The sequence below is a fragment of the Micromonospora sp. RTBAU3-60 genome, from assembly GCF_054963695.1.
In genome coordinates this window covers 16,162-37,085 of record NZ_JBUEGB010000040.1, presented here as the reverse complement: position 1 = coordinate 37,085, position 20,924 = coordinate 16,162, and the positions used below count along the sequence as shown (strand labels likewise).

9 protein-coding genes are annotated in these 20,924 nt (G+C 72.5%); all 9 read left to right on the top strand.

All coding sequences use genetic code 11. The features are described from left to right. The 9 genes from ACY34I_RS28135 to ACY34I_RS28095 are packed head-to-tail and all read left to right on the top strand — an operon-like array spanning position 1 to position 20,885. On the top strand, positions 1–708 hold the full coding sequence (locus ACY34I_RS28135; protein ID WP_462758050.1) for a thioesterase II family protein: 708 nt from the start codon (positions 1–3) through the stop codon (positions 706–708). Next, entirely contained in the window at positions 705–1,841 is a 1,137-nt protein-coding gene (locus ACY34I_RS28130; protein ID WP_462758049.1) for an acyl-CoA dehydrogenase family protein, read from the top strand. The genes ACY34I_RS28135 and ACY34I_RS28130 overlap by 4 nt, the downstream gene beginning before the upstream one ends. A 31-nt stretch (positions 1,842–1,872) precedes the next feature. Beyond that, entirely contained in the window at positions 1,873–8,115 is a 6,243-nt protein-coding gene (locus ACY34I_RS28125; RefSeq protein WP_462758048.1) for an amino acid adenylation domain-containing protein, read from the top strand. Beyond that, a complete protein-coding gene (locus ACY34I_RS28120) occupies positions 8,112–9,155 on the top strand; it encodes a TauD/TfdA family dioxygenase (RefSeq protein ID WP_462758047.1) in 1,044 nt (347 codons plus the stop codon). The genes ACY34I_RS28125 and ACY34I_RS28120 overlap by 4 nt, the downstream gene beginning before the upstream one ends. Beyond that, positions 9,152–13,315, top strand: a complete 4,164-nt coding sequence (locus ACY34I_RS28115) for an amino acid adenylation domain-containing protein (RefSeq protein WP_462758046.1) — start codon at positions 9,152–9,154, stop codon at positions 13,313–13,315. Before ACY34I_RS28120 ends, ACY34I_RS28115 begins: the two co-directional genes overlap by 4 nt. Continuing rightward, positions 13,312–16,431 carry an amino acid adenylation domain-containing protein gene (locus tag ACY34I_RS28110; protein ID WP_462758045.1) on the top strand — a complete coding sequence of 1,040 codons (3,120 nt, stop codon included), beginning with the start codon at positions 13,312–13,314 and terminating at the stop codon, positions 16,429–16,431. Before ACY34I_RS28115 ends, ACY34I_RS28110 begins: the two co-directional genes overlap by 4 nt. After that, positions 16,428–19,490, top strand: a complete 3,063-nt coding sequence (locus ACY34I_RS28105) for a non-ribosomal peptide synthetase (RefSeq protein ID WP_462758044.1) — start codon at positions 16,428–16,430, stop codon at positions 19,488–19,490. Before ACY34I_RS28110 ends, ACY34I_RS28105 begins: the two co-directional genes overlap by 4 nt. After that, positions 19,483–19,650, top strand: coding sequence for a hypothetical protein (locus tag ACY34I_RS28100; protein WP_462758043.1), 168 nt, complete (start codon positions 19,483–19,485; stop codon positions 19,648–19,650). Before ACY34I_RS28105 ends, ACY34I_RS28100 begins: the two co-directional genes overlap by 8 nt. Continuing rightward, the gene (locus ACY34I_RS28095) at positions 19,647–20,885 is read left to right on the top strand and encodes an MFS transporter (RefSeq protein ID WP_462758042.1); all 1,239 of its coding nucleotides are present in this window, start codon (positions 19,647–19,649) and stop codon (positions 20,883–20,885) included. Before ACY34I_RS28100 ends, ACY34I_RS28095 begins: the two co-directional genes overlap by 4 nt. Positions 20,886–20,924: the final 39 nt, after the last annotated feature.

The following is a 20,924-nucleotide window of genomic DNA, read 5'->3' as shown; positions in this document are numbered from 1 at the left end:
GTGGGGCGCAAACTGATCTGCCTGCCGTACGCCGGCGCCGGCGCCGCGCCGTTCGCCGGACTACGCCAGGCGGCGATCCCCGATTTCCAGGTAACGGTGGTGACACTGCCGGGCCGCGAGGGCCGCATCGACGAGCCACCGATGACCAGCTGGACCCAGGTCCGCGACTTCCTGGTGACCGAGGTGCTGACGCACGTGGATGCCGACACGGTCATCTACGGACACAGCATGGGTGCACTGATCGGCTTCGAGTTGTGCCGGCTCGCCGAGCAGGTCGGCCGGCCGGCGCGGGCCTTCTGCGCGGCCGCCGCGCCCGGTCCGGAATCCGCCGGCACCGGGCTCTCCGGTCCGGGCGTCTCCGAGGCCCAGCTGCTCGCCGGGCTGGCCGAGATCACGGGCCAGCGGGGCGTGACCGCGATGCCCCCCGAGCTGGTCGAGCTCATCGTGCCGACGCTGCGTGCCGACATGGAGCTGTGCGACAGTTACCGGGTCGACGAATCCGCCTGCGTGCGGACCCCGTTGCTGGCCATGTACGGCAGTGAGGACGACACGGTCACCGCCGCGCACGCGAAGGAGTGGGGACGCCGCACCTCGGGGCCGTTCAGCAGCGCCCGGGTCGAGGGTGGTCACCTGTTCGTCCGCGACAATCCCGCCGCGGTCGTCCGAGTCCTCCGCGAGACGGCCGCCGCCGGTGGGACGGGCTCATGACCGCGCCGTCACCGGAGGTGCTCCGCCAGAGCATCCGCAGCTTCCTGCGCCAGCAGGTCTCGCCGCACATCGACCGGTGGGAGCGGGACGGAGCGTGGCCGGCCGGCGAACTGATGCCGGAGTTCGGCCGCCGCAAGCTGCTGGGCCTGGAGTACGACCCGCGCTACGGCGGGATGGGACTGGACTACCGCTACAAACGCGTGCTGGGTGAGGAACTCGGCGCGCTGGACTGTGCGGGGATTGGCATGTCCGTGGCGGTCCACACCGACATGGCCACCCCGGCCCTCGCCGAATTCGGCACCGAGGAGGCGAAGCAACGGTTCCTGGTCCCGGCCGTCGCCGGCACCGCGATCGGGGCGATCGCGCTGACCGAGCCCGGAGGGGGCTCCGACTTCGCCGTCATCACCACCGGGTTGCGCCCCGACGGCGGCGACTTTCTGGTCGACGGGCGGAAGGCCTACCTGACCAACGGGTCGATCGCCGGTTTCTACGTGGTGCTGTGCCGGTCGTCGGACGGTCCGGTCGCCTCGTCGCTCACCATGGCGGTCGTTCCGGCCGACGCGCCGGGCGTCAGCAGCACGGTCTACCACGACAAGCTCGGCAACCGCTGCTGCGACCACGCCCAGGTCAGCTTCGATTCGGTACGCATCCCGGCCGCGTTCGTGCTCGGTCGGGTCGGGCTGGGGTACGCCGTGCAGGCGGCGCAGTTCCTGCGTGAGCGGCTGATGGCGGCGATTCTGGCGACGGCGCAGGCCCGACGGTTGCTGACGGCAGCCATCGCCGAGGTGCGGGAGCGCCAGGCCTTCGGCCGCCCGCTCATCGACCACGACACCGTCGCGGCCCGGATCGCCGAGATCGACATGCAGGCGACGATGGTCGAGGCCACGCTGGACGCGGTGATCGGCAGCCTGGCCGACGACGCCGCCCGCACCAACAAGCTGGTTCTCACTGCCAAGATCGCCAGTGCCCGGGCCTGGGTGGCGGCGGCCGACTGTCTGCTGCAGTTCACCGGGGGTCGGGGCTACCTGACCGACGTCAGCGTCCAGCGTGCCTACTGCGATTCCCGGTCCGCCCAGATCGCCGCCGGGACCGAGGAGACGCTGCGTCGCGTCCTTGCCGGCTACCTGCGCTGACCTCGACTGGACCGCTATTGGGGAGGTGTGGATGAGTCCCGGCATGCTGGAACGCATCGGTGCCGTGATCGCGGGTCAACCGGAAGCGGTCGCCGTGGTCGACGGGACGCGGTCGTACACCTACGGCCAGCTCGCCGCGGCGGCCGGGCGCGTCGTCGCGGAGTTGCGCCGGCAGGGCGTCGGTGCCGAGGATCGGGTCGGGCTGCTCGCCGGACGGTCCTTCGACCAGGTCGCCGCGGTGCTCGGCGTGCTGCAGGCCGGTGCCGCGCTCGTGCCGCTGGAGGTCGCGCACGGACCGCACCACCGGCAGCGCATCACGACCGACGCGGGCGTGCGGGTCGTGCTCGCCGAGCGCGGGCTCGATCCGTATCCGGCCGGACCGGCGGTGGTGCACCTGCCGCTCGCCGGCCGAGCCGACGAGGCGGCCACGGTGTCGGTGGTGTCGGGTCAGCAGCTCGCCTACGTCGTCTATTCGTCCGGCTCAACAGGCACCCCCAAGGGCATCGACGTCGCCCACGTCAGCATCGACAACTACACGCGGTGGACAACCGAGGCGTTCGCACTGCGGCCCGGTGACCGGGTGCTGAATCTGGCGTCGCTTGGCTTCGACGTCGGCCTGTGGGAGATCCTGTGGCCGTTGACGACGGGTGCGGCGGTGGTCCTCGCGCCGCAGGCCGCCGCCCTGGACGGCGCCGTGCTGGTCCGCGAGCTGGCCGTCCGGCGGGTCACCCACGCCCATGTCACCCCGCCCGTGCTGCGGCTGCTGGCCCGGGAACCCGGGCTGCGCTACTGCGCCAAGCTGCGGACCGTGCTGGTCAGCAGCGACATGCTGCCCACGCCGCTGATGAACGAGGCGCTGGCGGCGTTGGGCGAGCGCGAGCTGTGGCACCTCTACGGCGTCACCGAGGTGTCGGTCGAGTCGACGGCCTGGCGGTGCCGCCCCCTGCCCGCCCACGAGCCGCCGCGCATCGGTGACCCCGTCGCCGGCACGTCGATCCACCTGCTCGACCCGGACGGTCGCCCGGTGCCAGACGGCGAGACGGGGGAGCTGCACATCGGCGGCATCGCCCTCGCCCGCGGGTATCACGGGCGGCCCGCGGCCACGGCGGCGGCCTTCGGGCCGGACCCGTACGGGCCACCCGGCGCCCGGCTGTACCGCACGGGCGACCTGGCCCGCCGCGCCGACGACGGGATCGTCCTCGTGGGACGCGCCGACCGCCAGGTCAAGGTGCAGGGCCACCGGGTCGACCCGGCAGAGGTCGAGGCGGCGCTGTCGGCCGTGGAGGGTGTGGACCTGGCGGCGGTCGAACCGGACGGCCAGGGCGGGCTGCGGGCGTACCTCGTCGCCCCGACGCGCCAGCCGAGCCACGGCGAGTTGACCGCGGCGCTGGCGCGGGCTCTGCCGGGCCACGCCATCCCGTCCGCGTTTCACCTGGTCACCGATGCACCCATGACGGTGAACGGCAAGCTCGACCGGGCCGCGCTCGGCGACGCCCCGGCACGGCGGCTGGCACCGCAGAAAGACGGCGGCATCGCGGCGACCCCGGACGAGCAGCTGCTGGGCAAGGTCTTCGCGGAGGCGCTCGGCCTGCCTTCCGTCGGTCCCACCGAGGACTTCTACCAGCTCGGCGGCCACTCGCTGCTCGCGATGCGCATCGTCGACACGCTCGCGGTGGACCACGGAATCCGGGTGTCGGCCGCCGCCATCCTCACCGGGCGGACGGTACGGGCGGTCGTCGCCGGAGGACTGGACGTCGTCTCCCGCACCCTGCCCCCGGTCGACCGGGACGGTATGCATCCGCTCGCCCCGCAGCAGCTCGGGATATGGCTGGCGCAGCAGCGTGATCCTGGCCTCGCGGCGTACAACGGTGGATTCGTCCTCGAGGTCGAGGGCCGGTTGGACCACGCCCGCCTGCAGGCGGCCGTACACCAGTTGGCGATGCGGCACGAGGCCCTGCGCACCCGGTTCGTGACGACCGAGGACGGTCCTCGGCTGCAGGTGGAGCCGGGGACCGGGCCGGTGGTCGAGACCAGTGGCCCGGTGGACCCGGCGGCGGAGCAGGCGCTCGTGCGATCGGACGTGTTGCGCCCGTTCGACCTGGCGCACGGTCCACTGCTGCGGGTACGCCTGATCGACCGCGCGGACGGTACCAGCGCGGTCGTGGTGGTCCTGCACCATCTGGCCGCGGACGGCACCTCGACGGAGGTGCTGCTGCGCGACCTGGCCACCGCGTACGACGGTGGCGCACCCGGCCGGTGCGCGGCCGCCCCGGATTACCTGGACGCGGTCGCGGCGATGCCGGCCGCCGGGTCGGCTGACCTCGCCTGGTGGCGGGAGCGGCTGCGGGACGCCGTCGCGGTCGAGCTGCCGACCGATCACCCGCGCCCGGCGGTGCGGTCCGGGCGGGGCGGCTCCGTCGAGCAGGACCTGACGGTCGCCGAGTTCCGGCAGCTCAAGGACGTCGCCCGCCGGCTCGGGGTGACGCCCTTCGTGGTGCTGCAGGCAGCGACCCAGGCACTGCTGTCCCGCCTGAGCGGGCAGTCGGACGTGGTGACCAGCGTGCCCGTCTCGGTGCGTCCCCCGGGCGCCGAGGGCGTCGTCGGTCACTTCGCGCAGACCGTGCTGATGCGGTGCGACCTGAGCGCGACCGGAACCTTCACCGAGGTGTTGGCCGAGGTTGACCGCACGGCCACCGAGGCGCTGACCCATTCGGCCGTGGACATCGCCGCGCTGTCGGCGGCCCGGCCCGGCATGGAGAGCCTGCAGCGGGTGGTCGTCGCGCTGCAGGACGCCCCGGTCACGAGCGAGCTGCGCGGCCTGCCCACGCGGCTGGTCGACGTGATCACGGAGGCGGTCGACTTCGACGTCCAGTTCACCTTCGTGGTCAACCCGGACGGGGGACTGCGACTGCAGTTGCGCTACGACCGGGACCTGTTCACCGCGGCGACCGCCGCCCGGATGCTCCGCTGCCACCTGACCCTGCTGCGGGCGCTGGTTGCCGATCCGGGCCGGTCGTTCGCCGCCGTGGAGCTTCTCGACGCGACCGAGGTCGCCCTGGTCGAGGCGTGGAACGCCCGGAGCGCGCCCCTCCAGGACTGCTGCGTGGTGGCGCGCATCGGCCGGATGGTCGGCCGCGATCCCCAGCGCACCGCGCTGGAGTGCGACGGCCGGTCGGTGTCGTACCAACAGCTCTGGGACCGGGCCGGTGCGGTCGCGGCCGGACTGCGGGCGGGCGGCCTGCGACGCGGTGAGATCGTCGCCGTGCTCGCCGAGCGCACCCTGGAGCACTTCACCGCCATGCTGGGGATCCTGCGGGCCGGGCTGGTGTTCCTGCCGCTGCGGGCCACGGAGGCCGCCGAGCGGCTGCGCCGCATCTGCGACGCGGCCCGTCCGGCGCTGGTCCTCGACGCCCGCCGGGCCGGCGCCCCGGTCGAGCTCGGTGTTGCGGTCCGCCCGGTCAGCGCGGGCGGCGACCCGGACGATGCGCGGGCCGCGGCGGACGACTGGTGTCCGTCCGGGGCCGACGGGGCGTACCTGCTGTACACCAGCGGCTCCACCGGCGAACCCAAGGGGGTGCTCGTCGGACACCACGCGCTGATCAACCGCCTGGCCTGGGCGGTCGACGCCTTCGACCTCGGCCCCGCCGACCGCCACCTGCAGAAGACCGCCCTGGACTTCGACGTCTCCCTCGCCGAGATCCTGCAGCCGTGGGTCTCCGGCGGCACGCTCGTCGCGGCCGCCGCGGGAGTTGAGCGGGATCCCGCGGCACTGCTCACGCAGGCGGATGCGGCCGGGATCACGTTCCTGCACTTCGTGCCGTCGTCGCTGCGGGTGGCCCTGGACAGCGGCGTGGCCATGCCGCCCGCGCTGCGCGCGATCATGTGCAGTGGCGAAGCGCTGCCGCGCAGCGTGGCACGGACACTGCTCGACCGTTGTCCCGGCGTCGCGCTGCACAACACCTACGGGCCGACCGAGACCACCATCGAGATGACCCACGAACGGGTGTCCGCGCCCGGCGGGCGAGAGATCGTGACGATTGGGCGGCCCATCCCGAACGTGCGGGTGGAGATCCTCGACCGGGCACTGCGGCGGGTGCCACCGCTCGTCCGGGGCGTGCTGTACGTCGGCGGCGCCGCTCTGGCAGCGGGGTATCTCGGCCGGTCCGAGCTGACCGCCGCGGCGTTCGTCCCCGACCCCTACGCCACCCGCCCGGGTGCACGGATGTACGCCACCGGTGACCTCTGCTACTACGACACGGACGGGACGCTGCACTTCGTGGAGCGGGTGGACCGTCAGGTGAAGGTCCGGGGTGTGCGGCTGGAACTGGGCGCGATCGAGGCGGTCATCGGCAGACTGCCAGGCGTGACGGCCTGCGCCGCCGCCGTGGACCGGACCGACGGTCTGGGTGAGCGCCTGGTCGCCTACGTGGCCGGCGACGGACTGGACGCCGGACGGCTGCGCGAGCAGATTCCCCTCGTCCTGCCACGCCACGCGGTGCCGGACGTACTGCACCTCGTGCCGGCCATCCCGGTCACCTCAGCCGGCAAGCTGGACCGCGCCGCCGCCGAAGCGCTCGTCACCACCGCGAGTGCGGGCCAGACGCCCGACATGGACGCCTTCACGGCCGGGGTCGCCGCGCACTGGGCCGCTGTGCTGAACCGCGAGAGCGTCACCGCCGACGCCGACTTCTTCGAACTCGGCGGGCACTCGCTGCTGGCCGCGCAGACCGTCGCGGCGATCAGGCGGGCGTACGGGGTTGCCGTGACCCTCCGCGACCTGCTCCGGCGTCCCCGTCTGGCGGACTTCGCCGGCTGGTTGCGCGAGCAGGCGCCCGCCCCGGAGTCGGCCAGTCCCCACGCCCCACGTCCGGAGCGGGTGCCGCTCTCGTTCGCCCAGCAACGCATCTGGTTGGTCGACCAGACGGCCGGCGGACGTGAGTACGAGCTGACCGCCTGCTGGCTCTTTCCCCCCGCGGCCTCAGAAGAGGACGCCCGGCGGGCGCTCACCGCGGTGGTCGCCCGGCACGAGATCCTGCGCACCACGTACGGGTACGACGGAGCCCAGCCGTATCAGCGGATCCATCCGGACCTGCCGATCGCCTGGGCGGACCGGTCCGTGGCGGACACCCCGGCGACCGAGACCGTTGCGGCGGAGACGGTCGCCGCGGCGCTCGGGGAGCTCGTGCGGCGGACCCCGCTGCGGCTCGACCGGGGTCCGGTCGTCGCGGCGGCCACGGCCACCAGCGCCGACGGTGTCCTGCTCACGGCCAACCTGCACCACATCGCGGTGGACGGCTGGTCGATACCGCTGCTCGGCGCCGACCTGTGGGCCGCGTACACCGGTCGGCCGGTCGGCCCGGTGACGCAGTACGCCGAGCATGCGATCGCCGAGCGTGCCGACCACGACCGACGCCGGGACGCGGACCTCGCCTACTGGACCGAGTCGCTGGCCGGCCACCAGCCGCTGCGGCTGCCACCGGGTGAGCCGGGTGCCACAGGCGGCGGGGTCGTCACCGCTCACCTCGACGGCGCCCTGACCTCCCGCCTGCGCGAGGTCGCCCGGGCCGGCGGGACCAGCCTCTTCACCACCCTGCTCGCCACGTACGCGCTGGCGCTGCACTGCCTGACCGGTGACGAGGACCTCCTCATCGGCACCGACGCCGCCAACCGGGTGCGTCCCAGTACCGATGCCATGGTCGGCTTCTTCGTCAATCTGCTGCCGCTACGGCTGCGGGTGTCGCCGACGACGACCGCGGCGGGCCTGTTGGCCCAGGCGCGCGAGGTCGTGCTGGCCGGTCTCGCGCGTCAGCAGGTGCCCTTCGACGCGATCGTCGAGGCGGTGAGTCCGCCGCGCGCGCCGGGGCGTACCCCGCTCATCCAGGCGAAGCTGGTGCTGCAGGACGTGCCCGCCGCCGACGACGGGGAACTGCGGCTGCTCTCGACAGCTGACGTCGCGGGGAGCGACAAGTTCGATCTGCTGCTCAGCTGGGAGCAGTCCGGTAGCGGGCTCGACGGCGTCCTGGAGTTCGACCGGCGCGCGGTCACCGCGGGCACTGCGGGCGCTCTGGCCGCCCTGGTCGCCCCGTGCGCCCGACTGCTCACCGACGGCGCCGAACTGACACTCGCCGAGGTGCGGACGCGGGTCACGGACGAGGTGCGCGACAAGGGACGGTCCCGCCGCCAACTGCGGCGAACAGCTTCGGCCACCAGCCAGGTATCGGTGCCGGGCGCTGCCACCGACAGCGACCGGACGGACAGAGGAGTGAGGTCATGAGCGGACGGTTCGGCAACATCCGGCGCCACACCATCCCGCTGCGGGCGGATGCCGTCGTGCGCTGCACCGCCCCGTCGGAGGCCGGCCGTCCGGCCGTCTTCGCGACCGAGGTGGCGGACGTCGATTTCGCCACCTGGTGCGCCGACCATGCGACGGAGGTCGACGAGGCCCTCACCGAGCACGGGGGCGTGCTGTTCCGGGGCTTCGCGGGCCTGGAGCATGAGACCGACCTGCGCGCGGTGTTGGCCAGGCTGGGCAGAGAACCGCTGGCGTATCGGGAACGTTCCACACCGCGCCGGCATCTGGTCGGCAACGTCTACACGTCGACGGAGTACCCGCCGGATCAGCAGATCGCTCTGCACTGCGAGCTGACCGCCGCCTCGACCGTGCCGATGCGGGTGTGGTTCCTGTGCGTGACGCCGCCCGGGAGCGGCGGAGCCACACCGACGGCGGACACCCGACGCATCCTGAAGCGGCTGGGCACGCCGCTGGCGGAGCGGTTCCAGCGGCTGGGCTGGAAGTTGGTACGCAACTACGGCACGGGATACGGTCCGTCCTGGCAGGAGGGTTTCCAGACCGATGAGCGGGCCGAGGTGGAACGCTACTGCCGCGACAACGACATCGACTTCCAGTGGCGCGGCGACCGCCTGCGCACCACCCAGCTGCGCCGCGCCGTCGAGGAGCACCCGGTCTCCGGCGCTCTCGTGTGGTTCAACCATGTCGCGTTCTGGCACACCAGCTCCCTGCCGCGCGACGCGGTGACAGAGATGGAGCGCGACCTGTCCGAGGACGACTTCCCGTTCCAGGTCTACTTCGGGGACGGCTCACCGATCACCGCTGACGAGGTCGCCGCGATCCGGGAGGCCTACGCGGCGGAGCTGCGGGAGCAGCCGTGGCGGAAGGGTGACCTGATGGTCATCGACAACCTGCTCTCTGCGCACGGTCGCATGCCCTACACGGGCGAGCGGAAGATTGTGGTCGCGATGACGGACCCGTACCACCGCCCGACCCTCTCGGTGGCCGCCGGGAACCCGTCGTGACCGGCGTCGAGGCCGGCTACCAGATCTCACCGATCCAGCGCCGCCTGCACCGGGTGGCCGCGGGTGGGGAGGAGACGTGGCAGGCCCGCCTGGTCTGGCAGACGGACCTGCCGAGCGAGCAGGTCGCCGCAGCGGTCGCCGCCGTCTGCGGCCGGCATGAGATCACCAGCTCGGCCTTCGTGGTCACCGATCCGGCCATGCCGCCGCTGCAGCTGCCCGGCCATCCGCCTCGGATCCGGGTGACCGGGGACGCCGCGGAGGTGGCGCTGGTCGGGCCGGAAGTGCTGGTCGTAGCAACCGGCGACCGGCTGGAGATACGCCTGCCCGCGCTCGCCGCCGATTTGGGAAGCCTGCCGCTGCTGGCCCGCGAGGTGCTGGCGGAGCTGGGGCTGGGTGGCGAGACGCCGGTCGTCGAACGGGCGGAGCACTCCATGATGGCCCAGTGGCTGCACGAGTTCGCCACCTCCCCGGAGGCCGCCGTCGGCCGCGCCTACTGGGAACGGATGGCCGCGGTTGCCGATGCCGTCCCGCCGCCCTCGTCGGACCCGCCGGCGCGTATCGGGCTGGCGCTGACGGCCGAGGAGACCCGCACCATCCTCGGCTCGGCCGCCAACCTCGGGGTCCCCGTTCGCGCCCTGCTGCTGACGGTGTGGGCTGGGGTGCTGAGCAGGCTCGACGGCTCGGACGACGTGACGGTCGGGACGTATGTGGACGGCCGCTCCGACGAGGACGTCCGCGACATGATGGGCCCGCTCGGACGCTATCTGCCGTTGCGCTGGGCGGGACTGAACCGCCAACCGTACGGGGCAGCGGCCCGGACGGTGGCGGATGTCCTGACCGAGGCGGAGGCGTACGCCGAGAGCTTCCTCGCCCCGCCGAACGTCGGCTTCCGCTACGGCTTCGCGTACGCCGACCTGCCGGACGGTGACGCCCGCCTGCGACCGGTCGACGCCGACTGCTGCACCGAGCCCTTCTCCGCAGCCCTCACCGCGTTGCGCGTGGGGGACACGCTGCGCGTGACACTGAGCGGGAACCCCGGCCGCGTCGACGCGCATCTCGCCGACGCGCTGGCCTGCGCGTTGCGCCACCTGCCGGCGTTGCCGCACGACGCGGTCCTCGGCCGCGTCGCGCTGGTCGGCGAGGAACAGGCGCGGCGGCTGCTGGCACTGGGCCGCTCCGCGCCGGCACCTCACCCGGACAGCGTGCTGGATCTCTTCGCCGAGCAGGTACGCGTCGCGCCCGCCCGTCCCGCCGTGGACGACGTCACCTATGCCGACCTCGACCTGCGGGCTCGCCGTTGCGCCGCGGCGATGTCCGCCGACGGGGTCGGTCCGGGCAGCACGGTCCTCGTCCGTCTCCCGCGGGGGGTGGCACTGGTTGCCACCCTGCTCGGGGCGTGGCGGCTGGGAGCGACCGTCGTGCTGATCGATCCGGATCTGCCGCCGGGACGGGTGGCGGAGATCGCGGCCGACGCCGGGGCGACGGTGACGGTCGAGGGCGACCTCGCCCCGGGCACCGGGGTGATCCCGGACGTGCCGGCGCGGCCCGGCGAGCGGGCGTACGTGGTTTACACGTCGGGGTCAACGGGTCGGCCCAAGGGTGTCGTCGTCGGACACCGGGCCTTTGCCACGCACTGCGCGGCGATGGCCCGGGCGGTGGCGTTGACTTCGGCCGACCGGGTCGCGTTCCTGGCCTCGCCGGGCTTCGACGTGGCGCTGGAGCAGATCTTCACCACCCTCGTCACCGGGGCGCACCTGCACACGCAGCCGGCACCCCTGCCGACCCCCGACGAGTTGTCGGCGTTCATCGCCGCTCGGCGGATCACCGTGCTCAACGTGACGCCGTCGTTGTGGGAGCTGCTCGGCGGCCACTGGAGCGAGCAGCCGAACCCCGTGGACGGCCTGCGGACCCTGATCCTCGGTGCGGAGCGACTCGGCGTGCCGGCGATCGATCTGGCCGGCCGACTGGTGCCCCAAGCGGCCGTGTTCAACGCCTACGGCCCGACCGAGACGGTGGTCACCGCGACGCTGAACCGGGTCGCCGGCCCGGCCGACGCCGATGTCATCGGCGCCCCCGTCGGCGGGCGGCAGGTGCTCGTCCTCGACGAGTTCGGCCAACTGGTGCCGCCGGGTGCGATCGGGGAACTCGCAATCGCCGGACCGTGCCTCGCCGACGGCTATCACAACCTTCCGGGCCTCACCGCCGAACGGTTCGTCGCCCACCCTCTCCCGCAGCGGCCGGCCGAGGCCACCATGTTCCGCACCGGTGACCTGGTCCGGATGCGGCCCGACGGAAAGCTGATCTTCGTGGGACGGCGGGACCGCCAGGTCAAGGTCCGGGGACAGCGGGTCGAGCTGGACGAGATCGAGACCCGGGCGGCGGCGTACCGGGGGGTGACGGCGGCCGCGGTGTGCCTGATCGGATCGCAGGACATCGTGCTCACGGTCGTCGGGGCGGCCGAGGGGCTGCGCGAGCACCTGGCGGACCACCTGCCGCGCTACATGCTGCCGAGCCGGATCCGCACGGTGGGGCAGTTGCCCCGCCTGGCCAACGGCAAGGTCGACTACCCGGAGCTGGCCCGGCAGTGCGCGGTGCGGGAGACCGGGCCGGCGGCTCGCCCGGCCACGCCGACGGAACGGCGCATCGCCGGTCTGTGGGCGGAGCTCCTCGATCGGGACGAGGTGGGAGCGGACGACGACTTCTTCGCCATCGGCGGGCAGTCGCTGAAGGCCGTGCAGGTGGTGACCCGGCTGCGTCAGGAACTCAGCGACGAGCTGAAGGTGTCCGACCTGTTCCGGCACAGCGGGGTCCGCGACTTCGCCGCCTTCGTCGACGGTCTCACCGCCGCCGGCCACGGGCCCGCCAGGCCGATCGAGGTGCGGGAACGGCAGTCGTCCTACACCTACCGGCCGTCGCACGCCCAGCGTCGGCTGTGGTTCATCGACCAGTTCGTGACGGCGCACACGGCGGCATACAACGCTCCGTTGTCGTTGCGCGCCGACCATCACCTCGACTGGGACCGGGTGAGCGCGTCGTGGGACGCGATGATCCGCCGGCACGAGGGGCTGCGGACCCGGTTCGAGGTCCGCGACAGCGAGCCGACGGCGGTCGTCAGCGACGAGTCACAGGTCGTCCTGGCACTGCGGGACCTGCGCTCGGACGGTGACGCCGACGAGACCATGGCGCGCGCCTTCGTCGAGGATCAGGACCGGCCGTTCGACCTGGCGACCGGGCCGCTTTGCCGGGTGACCGTGTTCTGGCTGCCGGACGGCACGTCCCGGATGTTCGTCAACATGCACCACATCATCACCGACCTCTGGAGCACCGCGACGCTGCTCAACGACTTCATCCGGGGTTACGAGGGGACCGCGGTGGACGACGTGCCGCTGCGGTACTCCGACTACGCGCGGTGGGAAGAGCAGACGGCCGCCAGCGGCACCTGGCGCAAACACGAGGCGTACCTGGCGGGGCAGCTGGTCCCGCCGCCGCCACCGCTGGAGCTGCCGATCGACTTTCCTCGACCGTCGGTCCAGGAGTACCCGGGCGCGGAGCTCAGCTACCGTTTCAGCGCCGAGCTGTCCGAGCGGGTGAACCGCTTCGCCGCCCGCCGCGGCATGACGCCGTTCATGGTGCTGCTGTCGGCGTACATCGTGATGTTGCGCCGAGTGACGCTCGCCGACGACATCACCGTCGGGATCCCGGTCGCCAACCGGGCGCGGGCAGAGTTGGAGAAGGTGATCGGATTCTTCGTCGCCACCTCGTTCGTCCGGATCGACTTCCGCGACTGCCCGACCGTCGAGGACCTGCTCGCCGCCGTACGGGACAAGTGCATCAAGGCGTACGAGTACCAGGACTACCCGTTCGACCTGCTGGTCTCCAAGGCTCGTCTCGACCGCGGCCTGGACCGGCCACCCGTCTTCGCGACCATGCTGGCGCACCAGGACCTGCCACCGCTGCCCGACGTCGTCTCCGGAGGCTGGGCCTACGAGATCGTCCCCGATCGGACCAGCAAGTTCGACCTCGCGGTGACGACCTGGTACGCCGGCAGCACGCTCCACTTCGCCCTGACCTACAACACCCGCCTGCTCCGGCGGGAAACCGTCGACTCCTTCGCCCGGCGCTTCGAGATGTGCCTGACCCGACTGGTGGACCTGCCATGACCGACTTCGATTTGTGGGACATCCTCACCCCGGCCGACCATCAGCGGTACGCCGATCTCAACGCGACCGCGGCCCCCTTGCCGACCCGTACCGTGGTGGAGTCCGTGCTGGAGGCCGCCGCGCGGGACCCGGGCGCGGTGGCGGTACGGGTGAACGGCACCGACCTCACCTACGAGGAGCTGCTGCGGCGGGCCCGGGGAGTCCGCGCCGGGCTGGAGCAGCGCGGGCTGCGCAGAGGCGACGTCCTGGCGGTCTTCCTCGACAAGCGTCCCGAGCTGTATCCGGTGTTGCTGGGCGCGCTGATGGCGGGGGTGGTGGTGGCTCCGCTGGACGTCTCCGCGCCGCCGGCCCGCACGGGACGCTGCGCCGACCTGGTGGCCGCCCGCTGCATCGTCACCGCCCGCGACCTGCAGGACCGGGCACCCACGGGCTTTCCCCTCGTGATGGCCGACGACTGGCCGTCCGGCAGCGGGCAGGCCGACGGTGCCGTGGCGGGCCTGACGGACGCCGTCTACGCCATGTTCACCTCGGGCACGACGGGTTTGCCCAAGCCGGTGCTGGTGGGGCACGCCGCACTGGCCAACCTCGTGGCCGCCCTGACCGAGGCGATGGCTGTCGCACCGGGCAGCCGAGTCACGCAGAGCGCGCCGATGCACTTCGACGCCGCATGGCACCAGATCCTGTGCGCCTGGACGCGTGGCGCCACGCTCCTGCCGGTGCCCGACCGGATCCGGGTCTCGGGTCGGGATCTGGCGACATGGCTGGTGGCGGAGGGGATCAGCCACGTCGACATGGTGCCGTCGCTGTGGTACCCGCTCGTCGACCACCTCGCCGCGAGCCCCGACACGCCCCGGCCACAGCTGCAGGTGCTGCTGCTCGCCGGCGAGGCACTGCGCGCGGACAAGGTACGACAGTGGCAGCGCCTGGTCGGCAGCGACGGCGTCATCCTCAACGTCTACGGCCCGACCGAGGTCACCATCGACGCCACGTACCACGTGTGGCGTGGCGACGAGGTCGGCGAGATCGTCCCGATCGGCCGGCCGCTGCCGAACCTGCGCGCGTACGTGCTCAACGAGTCGCTCACGTTGTGCCCGCCGGGCGTCATCGGCGAGCTGTACTTCGGCGGTGTCGGGCTGGCCGCCGGCTACGTGGCCCTTCCGGCGTCGACGGCGGAACGGTTCCTGCCCGACCCGTTCTCCCCGGTGCCCGGCGGCCGGATGTACGCCACCGGTGACCGGGCCCGCCTGCTGCCCTCCGGCGAGTTGCAGTTCGAGGGCCGCGTCGACCACATGGTGAAGATCCGGGGGGTCCGCATCGACCTCGGCGACGTCGAGTCGGCGATGCTCGCCGCCGGGGTCGGCGCGGCGGTGGCCGTTCCGACCGCCACCAGCGACAGCCTGGTCGGCTTCTACACCGCCGCCACCGACCAGGCGGACCAGATCTTCGGCGTCCTGGCTGAACACCTGCCACCGTCGCACATCCCGCGGCGCCTCGTTCGGCTCGACGCGCTCCCGCTCACCTCCACCGGAAAGGTTGACCGGTCCGCGCTGGCCGAGCACGCGGCGCGACCCGACGCCGTCGAGGCCAGCGAGCACCGCCCGGCGAGCGCCACCGAGCAGACGCTGCTGGCCATCTGGCAGGACGTGCTGCGCCAGGAGGTCGGCCTCGACGACAACTTCTTCACCCTCGGCGGTGACTCGATCGCGAGCATTGTGGTGCGCGACCGTGCCCTGGAGGCGGGTCTGCGGTTCGAGATCCTCGATCTGTTCAAGGCTGGGACGGTCCGGCGGCTGGCGGCGTTGACCCGGGCGGCCACCGAACCCGAGGCGGGGACGCCGTCGGCCGCGGCGGCGGACGGAAGCTGGCTGCCGCTGCTGCCGGGACAGCAGAACATCTTCTGGGAGGCCGTGGCGACCGACGACCAGTCGGAGTACTGCGTGCAGGAGGTCTACCACCTGGACGGCGTCGTCGACGCCGAGCTGCTCGCGGCCGCGCTCAACGTCCTCGTGGACCGGCATCCGGCGCTGCGGGCCGAGTTCGCGCTCACCGAGGGCCGGGCCGCGCAGCGCGTCCGGGAGCGCCCGGCGGTCGGCGTGCCGGTCGTCGACGGCCGGGCAGACCTTGCGGCCGCCGTCGCCGGGGCCCGCCGGGACGCGGTCTCGGCGATCTCGCTGCAGCGGTGGCCCTTGTTCGACCTGCGGCTGGTGACCGCGGAGGACAGTACCGCGATGGTCTGGACGATGCACCACATCTTCGCTGACGGCTGGTCGCACGCGCTGTTGCGGGACGAACTGTTCGGCACGTACGTGCAGCTGCTGCACGGGTCGTTCGTCGCGTTCACCGACCGGGTCGACCGGTACCTGGACTACGCCGCGGCCGCCGAACGGCGGGTACGTCCGGACGCGGCGGACTTCTGGCGGGAGCACCTGCGAGACGCCGAACCGATGCGCCTGCCGCGCGACGGTCACGGCGGCGCGGCGGAGGCCGCCCGCGTCGCCCGGCGGATCGACGGAGACCTGCGGACCGGGTTGACGACGGCGGCGCGGCGCGCGGGCGTCCCGGAGAACACCGTCATGATGGCCGCGCTGGCGGCCGGGGTGCAGCAGCTGACCGGCCGCTCCGACGTGACGCTGCTCTACGTCACCTCCGGCCGCGCCGAGCTGGAGCGCAGCCAGGACACCGTCGGCTGCCTGATCAACACCGTGGCCGTGCGGGTGTCCGCGCCCGGGCCGATGCCCGCCGGGAAGCTGCTGCCGCTGGTGGAGCAGTCGCTCATGCAGGTGCGCCCCTACGAATCCACGCCGCTGCGCGACGTCTGCCAGGCCGCCGGTCGGGAATCGGTGCGCGGCTTGTCGGAGGTGCTGTTCCTGTTCCAGAGCTATCCGGAGACGGGCTCGGTCGACGAGCTGTCGCAGTCGGGCAAGCACGGCTTCTCGATCAGTGGTTACGAGGGCGCCGAGGCGGCGCAGCTGCCCATCACGATCACCTGTCATCCACTGCCGGACGGCAGCTTCGCCCTCGACATCGACTACTGGCCGGCGGTGTTGCGACGCGGCACCGTCGAGGCGTTCGCGGACATGGTCCTGGACGCGCTCGACATGGCGGTGCGGGGATGAGCCCCGACCTCGGCCTCACCCATCTTTCCCGCTCCGGTCGTGCGGCGTGGACGACGTACAACGACACAGCGGTGGACTACCCGTACGTCTCCGTCCTCGACATGTTCGCCGCCTCGGCGCGCGCCCACGCGGACCGACCCGCGGTCGCCGACGAAACCGCCGAGCTGAGCTACGCCGACCTCGACCGGCTCAGCGACGCGGCCGCGGCGCACCTGCGGGATGCCGGGGTCGGCCCGGGTGACTTCGTCGGCGTCCTCGACGGTCGGTGCGTCCGCACGTACGTGGGAGTCCTCGCCATCCTCAAGGCGGGCGCGGCCTTCGTGCCGCTCAGTCCGGGGCAGCCGGCCGCCCGGACACGGGCGATCGCCGCCGACTGCGGGCTGCGGGCGGTCGTGGCACCGGGGGCGCACACCCCGACGGAGCCCCTCGGCCTCCCGATCGTCGACCTGTCGGCGACGGACCCCTCCGCCGGTGCCGGATTCCCCGCTGTCGTCGCGCAGCCGCACGCCGTGGCCTACGTGATCTACACCTCCGGGAGCACCGGCACCCCCAAGGGCGCCCGCATCCGGCACGACAGTCTGAGCAACCTCGTCATGTGGGCCGGTGACCGGTGGCCCGTGGCGGCGTCCGAGCAGGTGGGTCAGATGTCGGCCCTGTACTTCGACCCGGCCGTGCAGCAGATCTTTCCGGCGTGGCGGGCCGGCGCGTGCCTGATCCCCCTGCCGAACGAGATCCTTCTCGACGCCGAGGAGCTGACGGCCTGGCTCAACCGTCGGGCCATCCATCACCTGGACCTGGTCACACCGCACTGGGCGGGTGTCGCGGGCGCCCTCGCCGCGACCGGTGTCCCGGTTCCGCTGCCCGACCTGCGCTGGGTGCTCGTGGGCGGGGAGAGCATGTACTACGAGCAGGTCCGGCGGTGGACGGCGGCGGTGAGCGGCACCGCGCGCGTCCTCAACCTGTACGGTCCGACCGAGGCCACGGTCAACGCGACCGAATACCTGCCCGACATCTCCGGCGACGCGTCGGGCAAGGTGCCGATCGGCACCCCGCTGCCCAACTACGAACTGTACGTCGTGGACGATGCCGGCCGGGTGTGCGCACCGTACACCGTCGGGGAGCTCTACATCGCCGGTGTCGGCGTCGCCGACGGCTACACCAGTCCGAAGGCGACCGCGCGGGCGTTCGTCACCGATCCGCGCAACCCGGAAAACCGTCTGTACCGGACCGGCGACCTCGGCCGGTTGATCCGCGACGACCATGGCGTCTGGGTGATCGAGTTCCTGGGGCGACGCGACGCGCAGGTGAAGGTCGCCGGGAACCGGATCGAACTGGAGGAGATCGAGTCGGCGCTGCTGAGCTGCTCGGCGATCCGTGACGGCGCGGTGGTCGTGGCCGACGGGCCCGGGGGCAGGACACTGCTGTGCCTGTACGTCGCGGATGACGACGCCGAGCGAGAGCTGCGGGATCATCTGGGCACCCTGCTGCCGGGCTACATGGTGCCGTCGCGGTTCCGACGGGTGCCGAGGCTCGCGTACAAAGCCTCCGGAAAGCTCGACCGCGAGACGCTGGTCAGCCAGTACGCGTTGACCGACGTCGGCGGCGGTCCGGTCGTCCACCCCACGACCCCGCTGGAGGAGCTGCTGCACCGGGCGTGGTCGGCCGGGCTGGGCGTGACCGAGGTCCGCGCGGACGACGACTTCTTCACCCTCGGTGGGTCGTCGTTGCTGGCGCTCGAGATGGTCGCACGGGTCCGGCACGGCGGCGGGGTCCCGCTGCGGGTGATGGACCTCTACCGGCACCCCACCTTCGCCGCGTTCGCCGCGCACGTGTCCTCGCTCGCCGCCGCGGACACCGACGCGCCGGTCACCGGCATGCCGACGATGCCCGTCCTGTTCCGGCCCGGCGGCCACGACGAGGGGTTGGACCGACGGCCCGGCACCCCATCCGTGGGGGAGGCTCCGGCGTTGGGCGGCTGGATCGGCCAGAGCCACCCGATCGGCCAGGTCGTGGTGCGGCTGCCGGTCGACGGCCTGTCCGACGAGATCGTCGCAGCCGCCCTCGGTGACCTTGTGCAGGGCCACTCGCTGCTGCGGAGCACCGTGAGGCAGCGGGACGGTGCCGCGGTGCACCGTCTGCACGAGCCCGAGCCCGGCCTCGTCCCGGTCGTCCGCGCCGCCTCGGGCGATCCGTGCACGTCGCCGGTGGCGGAGTGGGCGGTCGAGGAGTGCCTGCCGTTCCAGGCCCGAATCTGCCGCGCCGGTCCGGGCAGCGATCACGTCAGCCTGTGGGTCAGCCACATCGTCGCCGACGGTGAGTCGGCGGCTCTGCTGGCGGATGACCTGGCGAACGCGATCAGGGCCCGGGCGAGTGGCCGGGCTGCCGTGCCGGACGACACGGTCGACCGCCTGCGGGAGCACGTGGCGGAGCTGCGGGCGGCCGGTGGGCCGGCCGCACGCGACGCCGAACAGGCTCGCCGCTCCGCGTTCCACGCGGCGCTGGCCGAGGCAGCCATCGCCGAGCGTCTGCGCCCGGCTCCGGGCGCGCTGCACGTCCGGCGCCTGCCACCCGGTGCCGTCTCCGCGCCGGCGGTCCTGGCCGCGGCGTTGGCGGCGGTGGGCAGCGTGCTGGGTGTCGACCGGCTGCCGCTGCTGGTGGACTTCCATGGCCGCACCACACCGGCGTCGATCGGCACCCTCGGCAACTTCGCCGACCTGCTGCCCGTCGTGATCGACGTCGGGCGGCCGGACGCGATGGAGAAGGAACTGCGGCGGGAGCTCGAGGAACTGGCCGACCGGCTGCCCGGGCACGTGGCGGCCGGCCCTGACCCGCGGGCGGCACAGGCCGTGCTGCGGGTGAGTGTCTTCGAGGAGAGCGGCGACGTGTCCGACGAGGACCTGGCGGCGCTGGTGGCCCCGGGCGGACACGTCGACCTCGCCCTGGGCTGGACCGGAGACGGCGGCCGGCTCAGCCTCTCCGGTCCATACGCGCTCGAGGCCGTGTGGTCGGCGATCCTGGCTGCGCTGAACGACATTCCACGTGATGAGGGAGATGAGTGAGATGGGCGAGATGGAACGCCGCGCGGCGGCGATCCAGCACCGGCGGTTCCGGGCGGAGGCAGCACCCCCGGACAACGTCCTCGACCTCCCCGACGCGCCCGAGGCGAGGGGATCTGTGGTCGTCGGCGAGGCTGGGCGGGCCGGGCAGGTGCCGGCATGAGGGCGCTGTTCCGCGGGCGCGACTACCGGTTGTGGTGGAGCGCCAGTCTGCTCTCCTCGGTCGGCAGTTCCATGTCCCTCGTGGCGTTTCCGCTGCTGGTATTGGCGCTGACCGGGTCGCCGGTGCAGGTGGGCATCATCGGTGCGCTGGAAGCTCTCCCGTACGCCCTGTTCGCCCTGCCCATCGGGGTCATGGCCGACCGGTTCCCGCGCCGTGTCTTGCTCGTGGCCGCGGCCGTCATCAGCATGATCTCGATGGGCTCGATCCCCCTCGCCTACCACCTGGGCCACCTGACCATGCCGCACCTCTACGCCGTCGCGGTCCTCAACGGCGTCGCCGGACTGATCACCAACGTGACCCAGGTGGCGGTCATCCCGCGCATCGTCCCCGAGGATCAGCTCGGTCCGGCGTCCGCCCAGTTCGAGCTGCTGTGGAACCTGTCGGCGATCGTCGGGCCACCGCTGGCCGGACTGCTGATCGTCGAGGCGTGGCCGGTGCTTCCATTCTTTGTGGATGCGGTGTCCTTCGGCATCGTCGCGCTGGTGGTCCTCGGTATCCGCAGCCAGTTAAACTCGGAGGCCACCGCCGAACCCTCGCCGTGGCGCTCGGACCTCACCTATGGCGCCCGTCGGGTCTGGGCGCACCGACGCCTCCGCGCCATGACCATGCTCACCGTCGTCGGCGACCTGCTGTTCGCCGGCATCACCGTCCTCATGACCGTCCTGGTCAAGAGTTCCGGTGCCAGCGCCACCTGGGTCGGTGTGGTCTTCACCCTTGCCGCGGTCGGAGGGATCATCGGCTCGCTGCTGGCCAACCGGATGCAGCAGCGCGTCGGCCTCGTTTCGTCGATCGTCATCCGAAGTTGGGCCACGGCGTTGTTGTTCCCGCTGCTGGCCCTGGACGTCGTACCCATCGCCATCGGGCTGATCTGGGCCGCCGTCAACGTGATGATCTCGCTGATGAACGTCGTGCAGATGCAGTACATCATGACGAGCATGCCGGATGAGGTGCTCGGCCGTGTGCAGTCCTTCCAGACGCTGCTGGCCTATGCCGTGCTGCCGGTCGGCACCATCCTGACCGGCGTGTTGCTCCAGCTCACCAGCCCGCGGGTGACCGTGCTCATCTTCGGGGCGATCCTGCTTCTCCTGGCCGTCTACAGCTCAGTGAGCAAGGATCTGCGCAGCTCGGAGGGCGCGACGGAGAAGGCGCCCGAGGCGGCCCTCGCCGCGGAGTGACCCGGACGGCACCTGTCGGCCGGCGAGCCGCGCGGGCCC

What these genes read in the sequence shown, in the direction of transcription:
- ACY34I_RS28110 (WP_462758045.1), top strand. Translation starts at nt 13,312, where the DNA reads ATGACCGACTTCGATTTGTGGGACATCCTCACCCCGGCCGACCATCAG.
- ACY34I_RS28105 (WP_462758044.1), top strand. Translation starts at nt 16,428, where the DNA reads ATGAGCCCCGACCTCGGCCTCACCCATCTTTCCCGCTCCGGTCGTGCG.
- ACY34I_RS28130 (WP_462758049.1), top strand. Translation starts at nt 705, where the DNA reads ATGACCGCGCCGTCACCGGAGGTGCTCCGCCAGAGCATCCGCAGCTTC.
- ACY34I_RS28120 (WP_462758047.1), top strand. Translation starts at nt 8,112, where the DNA reads ATGAGCGGACGGTTCGGCAACATCCGGCGCCACACCATCCCGCTGCGG.
- ACY34I_RS28125 (WP_462758048.1), top strand. Translation starts at nt 1,873, where the DNA reads ATGAGTCCCGGCATGCTGGAACGCATCGGTGCCGTGATCGCGGGTCAA.
- ACY34I_RS28100 (WP_462758043.1), top strand. Translation starts at nt 19,483, where the DNA reads ATGAGTGAGATGGGCGAGATGGAACGCCGCGCGGCGGCGATCCAGCAC.
- ACY34I_RS28095 (WP_462758042.1), top strand. Translation starts at nt 19,647, where the DNA reads ATGAGGGCGCTGTTCCGCGGGCGCGACTACCGGTTGTGGTGGAGCGCC.